At 72.1% G+C, this 15,275-nt stretch carries 13 protein-coding genes; all 13 read right to left on the bottom strand.

Annotated elements, in window-relative coordinates:
- Nucleotides 1-21: 21 nt before the first annotated feature.
- Nucleotides 22-1,260: a glycosyltransferase family 4 protein gene (locus tag ACIO9J_RS13345; RefSeq protein ID WP_401997184.1), complete on the bottom strand. Its 1,239-nt coding sequence runs from the start codon at nt 1,258-1,260 to the stop codon at nt 22-24.
- A gap of 12 nt (nt 1,261-1,272) precedes the next feature.
- A complete protein-coding gene (locus ACIO9J_RS13340; protein WP_401997181.1) occupies nt 1,273-2,106 on the bottom strand; it encodes a hypothetical protein in 834 nt (277 codons plus the stop codon).
- A gap of 128 nt (nt 2,107-2,234) precedes the next feature.
- Nucleotides 2,235-3,224 (bottom strand): NAD-dependent epimerase/dehydratase family protein, encoded by a 990-nt coding sequence (locus tag ACIO9J_RS13335; RefSeq protein ID WP_401997178.1) that lies wholly within the window; start codon nt 3,222-3,224, stop codon nt 2,235-2,237.
- Nucleotides 3,225-3,317: 93 nt separating this feature from the next.
- The gene (locus tag ACIO9J_RS13330; protein WP_401997175.1) at nt 3,318-4,175 is read right to left on the bottom strand and encodes a phytanoyl-CoA dioxygenase family protein; all 858 of its coding nucleotides are present in this window, start codon (nt 4,173-4,175) and stop codon (nt 3,318-3,320) included.
- 159 nt (nt 4,176-4,334) lie between these two features.
- On the bottom strand, nt 4,335-5,612 hold the full coding sequence (locus ACIO9J_RS13325; RefSeq protein WP_401997172.1) for a DegT/DnrJ/EryC1/StrS family aminotransferase: 1,278 nt from the start codon (nt 5,610-5,612) through the stop codon (nt 4,335-4,337).
- Entirely contained in the window at nt 5,609-6,358 is a 750-nt protein-coding gene (locus tag ACIO9J_RS13320; RefSeq protein WP_401997169.1) for a PIG-L deacetylase family protein, read from the bottom strand. Before ACIO9J_RS13320 ends, ACIO9J_RS13325 begins: the two co-directional genes overlap by 4 nt.
- On the bottom strand, nt 6,355-7,611 hold the full coding sequence (locus ACIO9J_RS13315; RefSeq protein WP_401997166.1) for a glycosyltransferase family 4 protein: 1,257 nt from the start codon (nt 7,609-7,611) through the stop codon (nt 6,355-6,357). Before ACIO9J_RS13315 ends, ACIO9J_RS13320 begins: the two co-directional genes overlap by 4 nt.
- A gap of 62 nt (nt 7,612-7,673) precedes the next feature.
- The gene (locus ACIO9J_RS13310) at nt 7,674-8,783 is read right to left on the bottom strand and encodes a Gfo/Idh/MocA family protein (RefSeq protein WP_401997164.1); all 1,110 of its coding nucleotides are present in this window, start codon (nt 8,781-8,783) and stop codon (nt 7,674-7,676) included.
- A complete protein-coding gene (locus ACIO9J_RS13305; RefSeq protein ID WP_401997161.1) occupies nt 8,780-9,946 on the bottom strand; it encodes a 2-deoxy-scyllo-inosose synthase in 1,167 nt (388 codons plus the stop codon). The genes ACIO9J_RS13310 and ACIO9J_RS13305 overlap by 4 nt, the downstream gene beginning before the upstream one ends.
- A 41-nt stretch (nt 9,947-9,987) precedes the next feature.
- Nucleotides 9,988-11,271 (bottom strand): DegT/DnrJ/EryC1/StrS family aminotransferase, encoded by a 1,284-nt coding sequence (locus tag ACIO9J_RS13300; protein ID WP_401997159.1) that lies wholly within the window; start codon nt 11,269-11,271, stop codon nt 9,988-9,990.
- Between the two features lie 33 nt (nt 11,272-11,304).
- Nucleotides 11,305-12,831 carry an FAD-dependent oxidoreductase gene (locus ACIO9J_RS13295; protein ID WP_401997157.1) on the bottom strand — a complete coding sequence of 509 codons (1,527 nt, stop codon included), beginning with the start codon at nt 12,829-12,831 and terminating at the stop codon, nt 11,305-11,307.
- A 7-nt stretch (nt 12,832-12,838) separates the two neighbouring features.
- Entirely contained in the window at nt 12,839-14,017 is a 1,179-nt protein-coding gene (locus ACIO9J_RS13290; protein ID WP_401997154.1) for an aminotransferase class III-fold pyridoxal phosphate-dependent enzyme, read from the bottom strand.
- Nucleotides 14,018-14,022: 5 nt separating this feature from the next.
- Nucleotides 14,023-15,255 carry an MFS transporter gene (locus ACIO9J_RS13285; RefSeq protein ID WP_401997151.1) on the bottom strand — a complete coding sequence of 411 codons (1,233 nt, stop codon included), beginning with the start codon at nt 15,253-15,255 and terminating at the stop codon, nt 14,023-14,025.
- Nucleotides 15,256-15,275: the final 20 nt, after the last annotated feature.

Below are 15,275 nucleotides of genomic sequence, written 5' to 3'. Positions count from 1 at the left end.
AGAAGGTGGGGCGTCGTACGGCTACCGTTCCCTGCCGAGCACCCGCTCGTAGTGGGCCAGCGCGAGGCCGGCCGCGTGGCGCACACCGAACTCGTCGGCGAGCCACTCCCTGCCGGCCCGCACCTCGGCCAGGAACGGGGCCGGATCGTCGAGCAACCGCCTTACGTTCGCGGCTAGTTCGGCCATCTGACCGGGCGCGGCGAGCAGGGAAGGGGTCACCTTGCCCACGGTGTCGCACAGACCGCCGACCCCATAGGCGACCACCGGCGTTCCGGCCAGCATCGCCTCGACGGCGCTGCCGCCCAACTCCTCGTGCACGGACGGCATCAGGAGCACGTCCAGGGCGGTCATCACGGCCGGGATCTCGTCGTTGGGCAGGAACCCGGTGAACACGAAGCGGTCGCCGAGCCCGGCATCGGCCACCGCCTGTTCCATGTCGGCCCGCTGCGGCCCGTCACCCACGACGAGGAAGGTGAAGTCCCGCTCCTTCAGCGCGCGCACCGCCTGTACGGCGTGGCGCCAGCCCTTCTCGTGGGCGATCCTGCCGACGAACCCGATGACGGGCCCGCCGTCCCGCGCCAGCCCGAAGCGCTTCCTCAGCCGCTCCACCTCGGCGGGCGCGGCCTCGGCGCGGTCGGCGTCGACGGCGTCGGGCACCACGTCGATCACGCCCCGGCCCGCGCCCAGTTCGGCGGCGAGGACCGTGGCGGTGCGCTCGGTCAGCGCGGTGATCCCGGCCGCACCGCGCAGCACCCAGCGCTCGACGGCGGTCACCAGGGGGTGCTGGACGCGGTCGACGGTGGACATGGGCCGGTACACCGCGAGCCGGGAGCAGTGCACGGTGACCGTGTAGGGCACGCCCGCGATCCGTGCGGCGACCGGCCCCGCGAGCAACGCCCAGAGCTGGCCGTCCAGATGGACCTGGACCAGGTCGGCGGGCCAGCGGCGGCGCAGCCGCACGCACTCGGTGAGCGCGGCGGCCAGCCACGCCTGGTTGAGGCCGACCAGACCGGTGATCCTGGAACGCACCCGGGGCAGCGGGGCCCTGGTGATCCGCACCACCAGGTTCTCGGAGTCGCGCCGTACCCTCGGCAGGCCGGGGAAGCCGACGGTGAGCACCTGTTGGCTCACCCCCAGCTCGGCCAGGGCGCGGGACATCCGCAGGATCTGCACCTGCATGCCGCCCACCGCGTCGAACTCGGCGGGCCAGCTGTCCACGCAGTCGTGGTGGTAGAACGGGGTGAGCCGGAGAACGCGCACGCTGTACCTCCCTCAGTCCTTCGTGACCACGTAGACGAGCTCGTCCCCGAACTCGATCTCGTCGCACTTCCAGGGCCGTTCCGCGATGCGTCTGGCGAACTCCGCCGAGTGGGTCCGGTACATGCCCCTGGAGTGCCGGCCCAGCGTCTTGGTGGGGAAACTCACCACGAGTACGGGGGAATTGATCTGGTCGAGCAGCTTCCAGCCGAGGCCCTTGCCCTGGGCCTCCAGGCAGGGGACGGCCTTGAACAGGAAGGTGACGTCGGCCGGTTCGGGGTCCGGCTCGGTCAACAGGTCGCGCACTTCCACCCGGTTGCCGACGCCGAGCGTGCCGAGCACCGTGCCGACGAAGCCCATCAGCCGGTGGTCGATGTCCGAGGCGACGTAGGTCGTCCCGGCGGGCAGCGGCATCCAGGGGACGGTCAGCGGGTTCATCCCGCAGGCGAGGTCGCGCACGGTCGCGGGAGCGGTGTCGAGACGGTCGAATATCCCCGCGTACAGCTCGGTGAGGATGGGGAGCCGTTCCCTGGTGGAGGAGTGGGCCCCGAGGGCGGGTTTCAGGGCGGCGCGGATCGCCTCCGCGTCATCGAGCGCGACGGCCTCGCGCACCGCGTGCAGCAGCGCCTCGTACTTGGGCGTCATCGGCATGAAGGCACCGAAGACCTCGTGGAGTCCGCGCTTGGTCCGCTTGGTGGCCCTGGTGACGTCGCCGCCCTCCACGGAGAGGGCCGCCCTGGCCAGCCGGCGTACCGCCTGGTCCGTCACGCTCCGATACCGCCTGCCGGACCGTACCGCCTCCACCACGCGCGTTAACTTGGGGTCCTCGTCGGCCGCGGACTGCGACATGGGCCTTCCTCTCCGTATGGGGGTGAAGGAGCCGGGAGGGACGGAGCGGGCGCCCGCCCCCACCCGTGTCGAGGAACGTACTGATCTTCGGAGCCCCGGATCATGGGCAACGATCACATCGGCCGAAATCACACCAGGCCCGGCACGGTACGCGCGGCCGCGAGGCGCGCGGGCAACTCCTGTATCTCCGTGCCGAGTTCGGGGTCGCCGACACGTCCCTGGCGGATCAGCCACAGGGCGACCTCGGTGACGCGCGAAGGACCGCTGCGCTCCTGGTACGACGGCGCGAGGCGGTTCAGCAGGCCGAGGTCGAAGACCTGGTCCCAGCGGGACGTCTCGGCGAGGAACTCGGCGTCCTCCAGCTGCTCGGCGGCCCACTCCGCGGGCACCGACGCCGGGTCGAAGGGGCGTCCGAGGGCTTGGTGGACCCGCTCGTACATCTCGCGCCAGGACAGCGGGTGCCGGGAGGCCAGGTGGACCAGGACTCCGCGCGCGCTGTCGTTGGCGAGCAGCTCGGCGAGCGCGGCGCCCGCGTCGTCGGCGTGCAGCAGGTTCCACAGCGCCGCGCCGTCGTCGGCGAGCACGGCGGGCGCCCCGGCCGCCGCGTGGGCCAGCCAGCAGCCGTCCTCGGCGAGCTGGCCGTCCAGATCCGCGCCGAGCCGGTAGACCGCGCCCAGGCGCACCAGCAGGGCCCGGGACGTGCCGTCCGACCAGGCGGCGCGGACCGTCTCCTCGACGGCCAGCTTGTCGGTGCCGTACTCGGAGAGCGGGGGCGTCGCCGTGGCCTCGGTGACGGGCGTGGTGGTCGCGGGCCCGGCCGCCGTCACCGAGGAGACCACCACGAGGCGGTCGACCCCGGCGCACGCCCGCAGGGTGACGGCGGTGCCCGCGGCGTCGTGACAGGTCAGATCGATGACGGCGTCGGGCCGTTCGGCGGCGACGAGACGGGCGTAGGCGTCGGGCTCGGTGCGCTCCAGGCGTACGGCGCGTACGCCGTGCGGCAGCAGGGCCGGACTGTAGCCGCGGCTGGCCACCACGACGTGGTGGCGGGCGGCGCTGAGTGCCCTGACGACACCCACGCCGACGTTGCCGGAGCCTCCGATGACGAGAACTCGCACAGCATCCTCCTCGAAATGCAGAGATTGGCCGATAACTCGGGCTTGCGCGGGGCGAGTTGACCGCCCCCGAACCCGTCCTGCCGAGGGCCTCCGTCACCGGACGGCGAACGGATGGTCACCCTTCAGGTGGTCGACGTCGCCCGCCACGAAGGTGGCGTGGGTGTGCAGGTCGGAGCCGTCGACCCAGGACTTCACGGTCTCGGGCAGCCGGATCGGCGGCATGTCGAACCACTCTGTGTAGTGGGTCATCGCCAGCAGGGGCCGCGGGGCCGCGCTCAGGTTGGGTACGCCGCGGTGCCACAGCCTGCCGTCGCGGACGACGACCGAGCCGACGGGGATGGGGAAGCGGACCGGCGGCGCGACCGCCCGGCGCCGCTCCAGCTCGACGGGGAGCACACAGCCCCGGTCGTCGTAGCACTCCTCGGGGTTGAGGACGTGCGAGCCGGGCCAGTACTCGGTGCTGCCGTTCTCCAGCGTGAAGTCGATCAGGGGGACGTCGACGCAGAGGCAGTACGGCGGGTGGCTCACGCCGGGCCACAGGTGCGGCTCGTCCAGATGGACCGGCTGCTCCTTGCTGCCCGGCAGGTTCATGTTGCCGCTGTAGACGGCGTTGCGGGCGTCCGTGCCGAGCACGGCGTGGCTGATCTGGTAGACCACCGGGTTGAGCAGCACCTCGGGGAAGAGCAACGCGTCGCGGGCCGGCGGGTCCTGCTGGAGGTGGCCGGGCACGAAGTTGGTCGGCGCGTCCGGCTGGCGCAGCACCTCGGGCAGGTCGTCGAGCATCGCGGTGCGCAGCTGGTCGGTGAGCCGGGCCCCGAGCATGCCGGTGAGCACCAGGATGCCGTGCTCGGCGAGTATCCCGAGCGCGCGGTCGAGTACGGCGGGGTCGAGGGTCTTGTCGTCCGGTGTCAGGGCGACGGTCAGTTCGCCGGGGGGAGCGGCGAGTGCCATGGCTGGTCTTCCCCTCTCAGGGGTGTCAGGGGTATCAGGGGTCTCGGTCGTCGGGGCCGGGGGTGACGCCGGGGGCGGGGCGGGCGCGCGACGGCACGCCACGCCCACGGCGGCTCCAACAGGCCGGTCGGGTAAGGCGGTTATGTCGGCTCCGGCGGCTCAGCCCGCCTTGTGGGGCTCGTGCGCCTCGTGCAGCTCGTGCAGGTTGTCGCGGACCTTGACGACGGCTTCGAGGATGTCGGCGAGGTCCTTGTCGTCGCCGGTCAGCAGCGCGTGGTGGACCCAGACGGACTCGTCGGCGGCCGCGCGGTCGGTGATCGGCAGGTCGACGCTGTCCGGGCCGATCCGGTCGCCGTACCGCTCGGCGATCATGGGCCAGTGCGCCGCGTCCACGGCGAACAGTTCGCTCTTGTGCACCGGCGGGTAGAAGGCGTCGCCCTCCAGCTCGATGCCCTCGGCGAGGATCGCCGACAGCACCCGGTCGCGGTGCAGTCCCTCCCAGGCGGCGGGGTCGAAACGGTAGATGACCTCGTAGTACTGGCGCTTGGTGATCCTCGGGTCGTCGTCGCCCACGGGGGTGAAGCCGCCGATCTCGGCGAGCCCCGCGGTGAGCTTGGCCGCGCTCGCCGCGCGCTTGGCGTGCAGGGCGTCGTGCTGCTCGACCTGCCCGATCATGAAGGCGGCCTGCAACTCGCTCGCGCGGGCGTTCCAGCCGAGGGTGCGGCCCTCGAATCCGTCGTAACCCGGTTCCTTGCGGCCGCAGTTGGTCAGCGACATCATCCGCTGGTGGACGTCCTCGTCCCTGGCCACCAGGAAGCCGCCCTCACCGGCGGTCATGATCTTGCTGCTCTCGAAGCTGAAGCTGCCGGCCTCGCCGTGGGTGCCCACGCACCGCCCCCGCCACTCGGCGAAGTGACCGTGCGCGGTGTCCTCAAGGATGGCCAGTCCGTGCTTGTCGGCGACGGCCCGCAGCGCGTCCAGGTCGGCGATCTGATTGCCCAGGTGGACCGGGATGATCACCTTGGTGCGCGGGGTGATCGCCGCCTCCACCGCCGCCGGGTCGATGCACCAGGTCGTGGGGTCGATGTCCACCAGGACCGGCACGGCGTTGATGTGCACGACCGCGGCGGCCGTGCCCATCCAGGTGTAGCCGGTGGTGATCACCTCGTCCCCGGCGCGCACGCCGAGGGCGCGCAGCGCGATGGAGAGGCTGATGGTGCCGTTGGCGACCATCAGGCCGTGCGGGGCGCCGAGCTTGCCGGTGAACAGGTCGGCGAAGGCGGTGTGGTGGGTGTTGGGGAAGGGGATGCCGCCGAAGTTCCCCGAGTCCAGCACGGACTTGAGGCGGTCCAGATCGTGCGGCCCGATGTGCGGGCCGTCGTAGAACTCCTCGCTCCGTACGGGAGTTCCGCCGAACAGCGCCAGCTTCTTGCTCATAGCGACTCCTTGTCGGGTGTCACGGCGGCCAGCGTGGCCAGTGCCATCCGCTGGGCCAGGTCCTCGGGGAAGCCCGCCGGACTCCACAGCCGCTCGCACGGGACGGACGCGCCGTCCGGCCGGTACGAGAGGACCTCGGTGGTGTCGGCGGCGGTCAACTGCGAGCGGTACAGCGCGAGATCGGCCTGCTTGGCCTCCTCGTGGCCCCTGAGGTCGACCAGCCAGGGTCGATGGCCCGCGGGCGGCTCGACGGGGCTCTCCAGCGCGTAGGGCAGGTCCTCGTACCAGAGGCAGGGGGTGGCGCCGAGCGACTGGCGCACCGCGCCGCGCACGATCCGGTGATCCACGTGGCCGCCGACGCCCAGCGGCGCGACGACCAGGTCGGCCCCGGCGAGCGCCGCCGCGAGCAGCTGCCGCACGGCGGCCCGGCGCGGATCGCCCGCCTCGGGGGCGATGAGCTCCTCCTCGTCGTCCATGCCGAGGCAGGAGCAGTCCTCCTGCCGCAGCGAGGTGAGGCGAAGACCGTGCCGCCGCGCGTAGGCGCGGTCCTCGCGCTCCCGGAGCGCGCTGACGGCCTCCTTGGTGACGGCGTGCGGGCTGTGCGGCGCGTACAGGGTCGTGCCGAACACGGTGAGCAGGTCGAACCGCCACCCCTGGGCCCTGAGCCTGCGGGTGTGGGCGGCGACCCAGCCGCCGAAGGACAGCGCCACGTCGTCGGGGTGGGGGGAGACGAGGAGGACCCTCACAGCCCTATCTCCCGGTAGATGCCCGCCAGTTGGTCGCCCGCCGCCGCGAGCGAGTACTTGGCGGCGGGCAGCGGTGCGGCGTTCTCCGCCATGCGCTCGCGCAGCTCGGGATCGTCCAGGAGCCGCTCGACGGCGTCGGCCATCTCCGGGGTCCTGAACGGGGGTACGACGAGTCCGGTGGTGCCGTCCTCGATGAGCTTGTTGACCCCGTTGACGTCGTGCGCGACCAGCGGCCTGCGCATGGTCATGCACTCCAGGATGACGATGCCCAGCTCCTCGTACCGGGACGGCAGCACCACGAGTTCGCCCAGCGAGATCATGGACGGGATGAACTCGTGGGACATGAAGCCCGTGATGGTCACCCGGTCGCGCAGCCCGCGGGCGTCGATCAGCTTCTCCAGGTCCGGCCTCGCGGGTCCGTCACCGGCGATGACGAACTGGCAGTCCCGGCCCCTGCGGGTCAGTTCGGCCGCGGCCTCGATGTAGTACTCCACGCCCTTCTCGGCGGCGATGCGTCCCACGTAGAGGACGATCGGGCGGTCGTCGAGGCCGTAGCGGGCCCGCAGTTCGGCCCGGCGCGCCTCGGTGTCGGAGTCCTTGAACTGGTCGCTGGCCAGATACGCGAGCCGGTGCACGCGCTCCGCGGGCAGCTCGGCCTTCTGCCGCATCTCGTCCCGCGCCTTGTCGGTGAGCATCAGGACGGCGGCGGCCTTGCGGACGGCGTGCCGCTCCGCCCACTTGGCGATCGGGTCGGTCACCCGCTCGAAGACCGTGGTCGGGTGCTGGCTCAGATAGCGGCTGGAGTGGATCTGGACCACCAGCGGCACGCCGAGCGCGCGGGACATCACGTACGGGTAGAAGGCCGCGGCGCCCGAGCCGTCGCAGTGCGCGTGCACCGCGCCGATCTCCTTGCGCAACCGCGCGCGGTTGCGCAGCACCCACAGCAGACTGCCCTTGGCCCAGGCGCCGACGAGCCCGAAGTAGCCCTCCAGGTCGGAGGGGATGGGCAGCACCGGAAGGCGCCGGGCGTGCACCTTGATCCGCTGCCCGATCCTGATGTCCTTGGGCACCTTGGGCGGTGACATCGTCAGGACCCGGTGCGGCACGCCACGGCCCGCCATCTCCTCGACCAGGGCGCGCACCAGCAGGTGCATGCCGCCCATCGGGTCGAACTTCGGGTCCCAGTGGTCCTGGTACTCCGAGTACAGAAAGAACGGGGTCAGCGCGAGCACGCCCTTGGCAGGCTCGGTCATGGTCCCTCCATCGATGGGGTGCGGTGGGGATGCTGCGGCGGGCGGGCGGACTCTGCGGGCGGTCATCCCGAGCCCGTCGGCGCCGCCGCGCCGGCCGGGACCGGATCGCCGGAGAGCCGCAGCGTCCGTCCCTCGGCGTGGCTCCGGTAGCCGGTGGCCAGGACGCGGGCCGAGGCGAGCGCCTCGGCGGGGCCGTGCGTCAGCGGGATGCCCTGGCCCACCGCCTCGATGACGGCCCCGTCCTGGTGGTGGTAGCCGCTCGCGCGGATCCACTCCCATTCCGGATGCACCCAGCCCTGCTCGGGGTCCCAGACGTCCTGGTAGCCCTTGTCCGAGTAGGCGCGCAGCCCCATGCCGGTCCACAGGTCGACCTCGACCCTGCCCTGGGTGCCGATGATCTCCGCGGTGACCTGCTCACCGCCCTGGGTGGCCCAGGAGACGTCGCACTGTCCGACCGTGCCGTCGGCGAACTCCATGACCAGCAGCGCCTGGTCCTCCAGGATGTCCCGCGCGGTGCCGGGGCCGCCTTCCGATTCGCCGCCCGGGAGCGGTCGCACCCGTTGAAGGCGGGCGCTGACGGAGGCGACCTCGGCGCCGCCGAGCAGCCACCGGCACAGCTCCACCGCGTGGCAGCCGAGGTCCAGCAGGGCGCCGCCGCCCGCCAGTTCCCTGGACGCGGCCCAGGCGGCCTCGGGGCCCGAGTTGCGGAAGACGACCCTGACCAGGTGCGGCCTGCCGAACGCCTCGGTGTCCGCGACCAGTTGACGGGCCCGGACGAACTTCGGGCTGTGCACGAAGTTGCTTCCGTGGGCCAGGACCCGGCGGTGCCGGCCCGCCAGCTCGATGAGCTCGGTCACCTGCTCGGGCGTGACGCCGAGCGGCTTCTCCACCAGGACGTGCTTGCCCGCCCGCAGCGCTGCGGCCGCCTGCGCGTGGTGCAGGCCGTTGGGCGTGGTGATGATGAGCAGATCGATCGCCGGGTCGGCGAGCAGCGCCTCCCAGGAGGGCTCGGTCCGCTGGGCGCGGAACCGTTCGGCGAGCTCCCGCGCGGCGGCGGGGTCGAGGTCGTGCACCGCCTGGAGCCGGGCGCCGGGATGCGCGGCCACCACCTCGGCGTGCACCCCGCCCATGAACCCGGCGCCGACGACGCCGACCCGCACGGGGGCGGTCACCGGGCACCGTCCAGGACGGCCGCGTCGGCGCTCCGCCCGCCGGGCCGCGGGGCCCGCGCCAGCTCGTCCACCACCGAGTCGACCAGATCCCTGGGCGCCGCCGTCAGCACGGTGCCCTCGCTGCGCAGCACCTTGCCGGGCGATTCGAGGAGCACCATCGGGTAGGAGGCCGCGTCGACCGGCAGATAGCCCCGCTTGTTGTCGAAGGCGAGCCGGTGCCTGACGGCCGACAGTGACACGTCGGACGGGATGTGCAGCGCGACGCCGGTCTTGCCGACGAGCTCCCGGTGCAGCTCGACGAGTTCGGCCGAGGCCCAGCCCGACCGGTGGGAGACCCGGGCGGCGGCGATCATGCCGAGACCGACGGCGGCGCCGTGCGGCACGGCTCCCTGCGAGGAGTGCTCCACCGCGTGCCCGACGGTGTGCCCGTACTCCAGGACGAGTCCCTCGCCGCGCTCGTACTTGTCGTACGCGGTGACCTGGGCCTTGGCGGCCAGGCTCTCGTAGATGATCCAGCGCATCGTGTCGTCGGGATAGCGGCCGTCGGGACGCAGCCCCGCCGACAGCTGGTCGATCATGCTGGGGCGGATGGCGAGCGAGTTCTTCACCACCTCGCACATCCCCGACCTGATCTCGCGGACCGGCAGGGTGCGCAGCATCGCGGTGTCGGCGAGCACCTCGACGGGCTGGTAGAAGGTGCCGACCAGGTTCTTGCCGACGCCCGCGTTCACGGCCTGCTTGAGCGAGAGCACCGAGTCCAGCATGGCCACCACGGTGGTGGGCACGTGGACCAGGCGGATGCCGCGGAAGAGCAGCGCGGCCAGCAGCCCCGCGATGTTCCCGGTGACCCCGCCGCCGAGCGCCACGACGATGCTCTGCCGGTCGGCGCCGCGCCGCAGGGCCTCCTCGGCGAGGTCGTGCAGCGTGGGCAGGCCCTTGTTCCGCTCTCCCGACGGGTGGGTGATCAGCTCGGCGGGCCCCGCCAGGGCCGCGAGTTCCTCGCACAGCCGCTGCCCGTACAGCTCGGCGACCGTGGGGTCGCTGACGACCAGATAGCGGCTGGCGCCGAGCTCGCCGAGGCGCGTGACGATGTCGTCCAGGCAGTCCGTGCCTAATCGGTAGGGGTACTGGACGTCGTCCATGGTGACGGTGGTGACCTGCATGGTCTCTCCCCAATCGTGAAGGCGTGAGTGACGGCTTCGGCTCAAGCGGCCAGGGCCGCGCCGTGCTGGAGAACCTTGGTGAACGCTTCTGCGATGTCCCGCATGTCCGACTCGTCGCCGAGCAGGGCGGCGTGGTGGAAGGTGACGAGCCGGCGTGTCAGACGGCCGCTCACCGGGAGCACGAACCGGGCGGGGTCGATGAGCTTCTCGTGCTGCGGCCCGAGCGCGAACCGGCTGCGGCTCGACGGGTCGTACAGCGGATTGGCGTTGAGCGGCGAGTAGGACGGAGTCACCGGGAAGCCGAGTTCGGCGGTGAGCGCTTCGGTGACCTTGGCGATGTCCGCGCCGGGCAGCTCCGCTTCGGGCAGCTCGGCGGCGTACGTGTAGTACGTGCGGGCGGTGGTGCCCGGCGCGCTGCGCTGCGGCCGGTACCCGGCGTCGACGAGCAGCGCGTCGAGGAGCTCCGCGTTGTGCGCGCGCCGGGCGTTGAACCGGTCGAGCTCGCCCAGCTGCTCGGTCAGGACGGCGGCCTGGAACTCGGACAGGCAGCGGTTGCTGCCCATCAGCTCGCCGGTCTCGACGAGCTCCATCCGGCCGGAGAGGGGCGCCGTGTCGCCGTAGCAGCGGCCGTCCGCGCGCAGGTGTTCCATCCGGCGGGCGAGCACCGGGTCGGCGGTGATGGCCGCGCCGCCCTCACCGCTGGTCAGGACCTTGCTCTGCTGCATGCTGAAGGTGCCGACCGCGCCGAAGGTGCCGACCTTGTGCCCCTCGAACTCGGCGCCGTGGGCCTGCGCGCAGTCCTCGATGAGCACGATGCCGTGCCGGTCGGCCACCTCCTTGAGACGGGTGAGGTCGGCGACGGCCGCGTACAGGTGGACGACGACGATCGCCTTGGTGGCCGGGGTGATGGCCGCCTCGACGGCGTCCGGGTCCAGGCAGAGGGTCTCCGGGTCGATGTCGGCGAACACCGGCACCGCGTTGACGCCCACCACGGTGGAGGCGGAGGCGACCCAGGTGACGCCGGGCAGGATGACCTCGTCCCCGGCGCCGACGCCACAGGCCTCCAGGGCCAGCATCAGGCTCGCCGTACCGCTGGAGGCCGGTACGCAGTGGGCGATGTGGTGGTAGTCGGCGAAGCGGCGGGCGAAGCGGCGCTCGGCCGACTCCACGCCACGGTAGGGGCCGCTGATGGCCCAGCGGCCCGAGCGCAGGACGCGGGAGAGCGCGTCGAGGGCTCCGTCGGCGGGCTGCGGCCACACCGGCCAGGGGCGTCGGCGGACGGGGGTTCCCTCGTCGACCGCGAGCCGTGAACTGTGCAGGGGCATGACACATACCTCCAAGAGGAGAAGGGACGCCCGTCAGGCGATGCCGACCGCGATCCGCCGGGCGTTGGCCTGGATGGTGAGGGTCGGATTGAAGTTCCCGGCGAAGGGGAACGTCGCGCCGTCGGCCGACCACACGTTGTCGTAGTCGTGCAGCCGGCCCGTGCGGTCGGTCACCGAGGTCGCGGGGTCGGCGCCGGCCCGCAGCGTGCCGTGCAGATGGGTACTGCCGGTCGCGAAGCCGCTGTCGACGGCCTCGGTCCGCTCGGCCCCCGCCGCACGCAGGACGTCCCTCGCCCTGCCCTGGAGCACGTCGAGGCGTTCGGCGTCCAAGGGGTGCTGGCGGTAGTCCATGACGATCCGCACCAGACCGTCCCGGTCCCGGCTCTTCGCGAGCCGCACCATGTTGCGGGCCTGCGGCCGGTCGCCGAGCAGACACTCCAGCTGGAGCAGCGAACCGGCGCCCGGCCGGTCGGCCTCGGGGTCCTCCCACGGGTTGGCCTCGTAGATGATCCCGCCGACCTGCCCGGGGAACTCCTCGCCGCGCAGATGGTCCAGGACGCAGACGCTGGAGTAGCGGTGGCGCAGCGGCTGGTGGGCGACGATCCGCTCGCGGACCCGGCCCCGGACGTAGACGCTGTTCTTCATGGCCAGATGGCGGCCCACCTGACCGCTGGAGTTCCCCATGCCGTCCGGCTCGCGCCGGTCAGCCGAACGCAGCAGCAGCGCCGCGGACTGGATGGCGTTGGCCGCGAGGACGAACCGCCCGGCACGGATCGTGTGACGCCCGCGCGGACTGCCGCCCAGTACTTCGAGACGGTGCGCCCGCCCCGCCGCCGAGTCCACGAACCGCACCGCCCGGGTGTCGAGGGCGACCGACACGTCCCCCTCGGCGCGGGCCAGCACGCGGCTGATCACATCGGCCTTGGCGTTGACCGGGCAGGTGAAGCCGGTGCACGGCGTCAGCTCGGCGCACCCCGGGCCGTGCCCGTCCCTGCTCCCGCTGATCGCCATCGGGGTGGCCAGCGGGGTCAGTCCGAGCGCCCGCGCGCCCTGGGCGAGCGCGCCGCCCATCGCGGTGTGCGGCAGGGACCCTCGCGCGTAGTGCGGAAAGACGTAGTCGCCCACCTTGCCGTGCGAAGGGCCGCTCACCCCGAGCCGCTCCTCCACCCAGTCGTAGTGCGGCTCCAGTTCGGCGAGCCGCAGCCCCCAGTGCGCGTAGTCGGCGTCGCCCAGGAGCGCGGGCGGCGGGTCGAGGTCGCGCTGCTCGTAGCGGAAGGAGATGCCGCCGTAGAACACCGTGCCGCCGCCGAACGCCATGGCGCTCCAGGGGTAGCCCTCCTTGCTCCAGCCGTCGCCGTCGCGGGCGTACGCCCAGGTGTCGGGGTCCTCCACGTCGTCGTGGTCGGTGCCCGGCGGGATCGCGGTGCCCTGTTCCAACACGAGTACGGACAGGCCCCGTTCGGCGAGCACGGCGGCGGTGATGGCGCCGGAGGCGCCGCTGCCGACCACGCAGACGTCGAAGGTGCGGCGGGCCGCGTCCGGTGCGGAGACGATGCGCACCCCGGCCTCACAGGTCGCCGAGCGCGGCGGCGAACCGCTCGAGGAGCTCGTCGGTGTGGTCCGCGGTGTGGAACATCATGTTGAAGTCGTCGCCCGTGTCGCAGAAGATCCCGTGCCGCAGCAGCGCCGCTTCGAGCCGCTCGGCGAGTCCCTCCTCCGCCTCGTCGAAGTCCAGCTCGAACATCGGGCCCCAGCCCGGCGCCGCGATGGGCAGGCCGTGCCGGGCGAACAGCTGGAGCACGCTCTTGCGGACCTTCTCACCCGTGCGTTCGGTCACCGCGGCGACGTCGTGCAGGACCAGGAAGTCCAGCGACGCCAACGCGGCGGCGAAGCCGACCTGTTCGTTCTGGTACGTCGACCAGACGTGCGCCTCGCTCAGCTCCTGGGTGAGGCTGCGCTTGCCCACGACGGCGGAGATGCTGTGCCCGTTGGCCATGCCCTTGGACACGGTCACGGCGTCCGGCTCGATGCCGGCCCGTGCGCTGAACCCGCCCTTCCCGGCCCGGAATCCGGTCTTGACCTCGTCCACGACGAACAGGCAGCCGTACTCCTTGGCCACCTTGCACAGCTCCTGGTAGTAGGCGTGGCCGAAGCGGTGCGGCTCCGGCGTCACCACGACCGCGGCGACCTCCTCGCCGTGCCGCTCCAGCCAGGAGCGGTAGAGCCCCAGGTCGTTGTGGAACTCGGTGGCGTACGACTCAAAGGTCTTCGGCTTGGCCTCCGGCACCGCTTCCAGGTGCCAGTCGTGCCAGCCGTGGTAGCCGGAGCTCAGCACCCGGTTGCGACCCGTCGCGTGCTGGGCGAGCCGGGCGGCGGCGGAGACCGCGCAGGAGCCGGTGCGGTAGAACACGGCCTGTTCGGCCCAGGGGAACCAGTCGACGAGCCGCTCAGCGAGGGCCAGCCGGCGCGGGCTCGCGCCGGTGTAGAAGAGATTGCCCTCGGCGAGGACGTCGGTCACCGCCCGTACGACGACCGGTTCGGCGTGCCCGATGAGCACCGAGCCGAAGGAGCCGGTGAGGTCGAGGTAGGCGTTGCCGTCCAGGTCGTGCACGCGGGCGCCGCTGCCCCGGGTCAGTACGCAGGGGTAGTGGCCGTCCTCGTCGGGACGCGGATCGGTGGTGACGGCGTGGGAGCGGCGCAGGTGTTCGGCGGACCGGCTCCAGTCGAGAACAGGGTGGGTGGACACAGTCGTTACCCCTTCGAGTAGGTGGTGGGCCGCTGCGCGGCGGGCTCGGCGGCCGTGCGCTCGGGGAACCAGAACCAGGTGAGGCCCGCGATCAGCAGGCAGGGGAGGCTGAACCACGACGTCAGGCCGGAGACGTCGGTGACGGTGAGGGCGGTGGCCGCGACCAGGTACCAGCCGACCGAGGAGACCTCGGCGCCGAAGCCCGCGACGGAGGTGATGGTCGCGCGGGCCGCTCCGACGATGGCGTCCTGGAGCCAGAGCCCGGACACCACGATGCCCCACTGGATGATCCCGAAGGCCACGGCGATCGAGAGCATGCCCCACTGGTGGTGGCTCTGCGCGCCGATGAGCAGCAGCGGCCCGGTGGCCGCCACGGTGAGGAACGCGGTCCTGCGCGAGACCCCGGTGGAACGCCCGGCGAGCCAGCTGCCCACCGAGGCACACAGCACGGGGATCGCCACCAGGAGCGGGATGAGGCTCTTGGCCGCGCCGTTCTCGTGGGCGAGCAGCGGGAAGTACTCGTCGATGGCCGTCATGCTCTGGAGGATCGCGGCGATCAACACCAGCCGCATGACGGCCCGTTCCCTGCGGACCTCGCCGAGACCGGCCTTGAAGGTGGCGAGATAGCGGTGGAAGCCGCCGCGTTCGGATTCGACCTGGTGGCGCGGTGGATCGGGGAAGCACAGCGCGGTGACCGCGCCCGCCAGGCCGGCCCCGACGCTGACCGCGCCGACCAGACCGTACCCGCCGAGGAGGAAGAGCGGCCCGGCGAGGAGCAGCGCGGTGAGCGTGGCGAGCAGGGAGATGGCCCGTCCGGTGCCGATGACCGGGCCGTAGGTGTCGCCTTCGCCGCGGTCCTGGAGTTCGTCGTAGACGAGGGACTCCAGGGTCCCTGAGGTCAGGGCGTCACAGATGCCCCAGCACAGGAAGCCGACGGCGAAGGTCCAGTAGCCGGGCGCGATGAACCAGAGACCGAAGCCCCCCGCCCGCAGCAGGACGCTGAACGCGAGCAGCAGCCTGCGGGACATCAGGTCGCCGAGGGCGCCCGAGGGGATCTCCAGGACGAAGGTCGTCATCGACCACAGGACGAGCAGCGAGGAGATCGCCGACCCCGACAATCCGTGGTCGGAGAAGAGCAACGGGTAGAGCGGGAACAGCGGAACGAGCTCCATCAGCCCCATGAACGTCCACAGCCGTAAGGCCGTGGCGTTGACACGTGGGCCCCGTGACACGCTCATCCCTGATCTCCTCACTGGAA

The sequence above is a fragment of the Streptomyces sp. NPDC087300 genome (assembly GCF_044744425.1).
In the GTDB taxonomy this organism is placed as follows: domain Bacteria; phylum Actinomycetota; class Actinomycetes; order Streptomycetales; family Streptomycetaceae; genus Streptomyces.
This window is presented reverse-complemented; position numbering and strand designations above follow the sequence as displayed.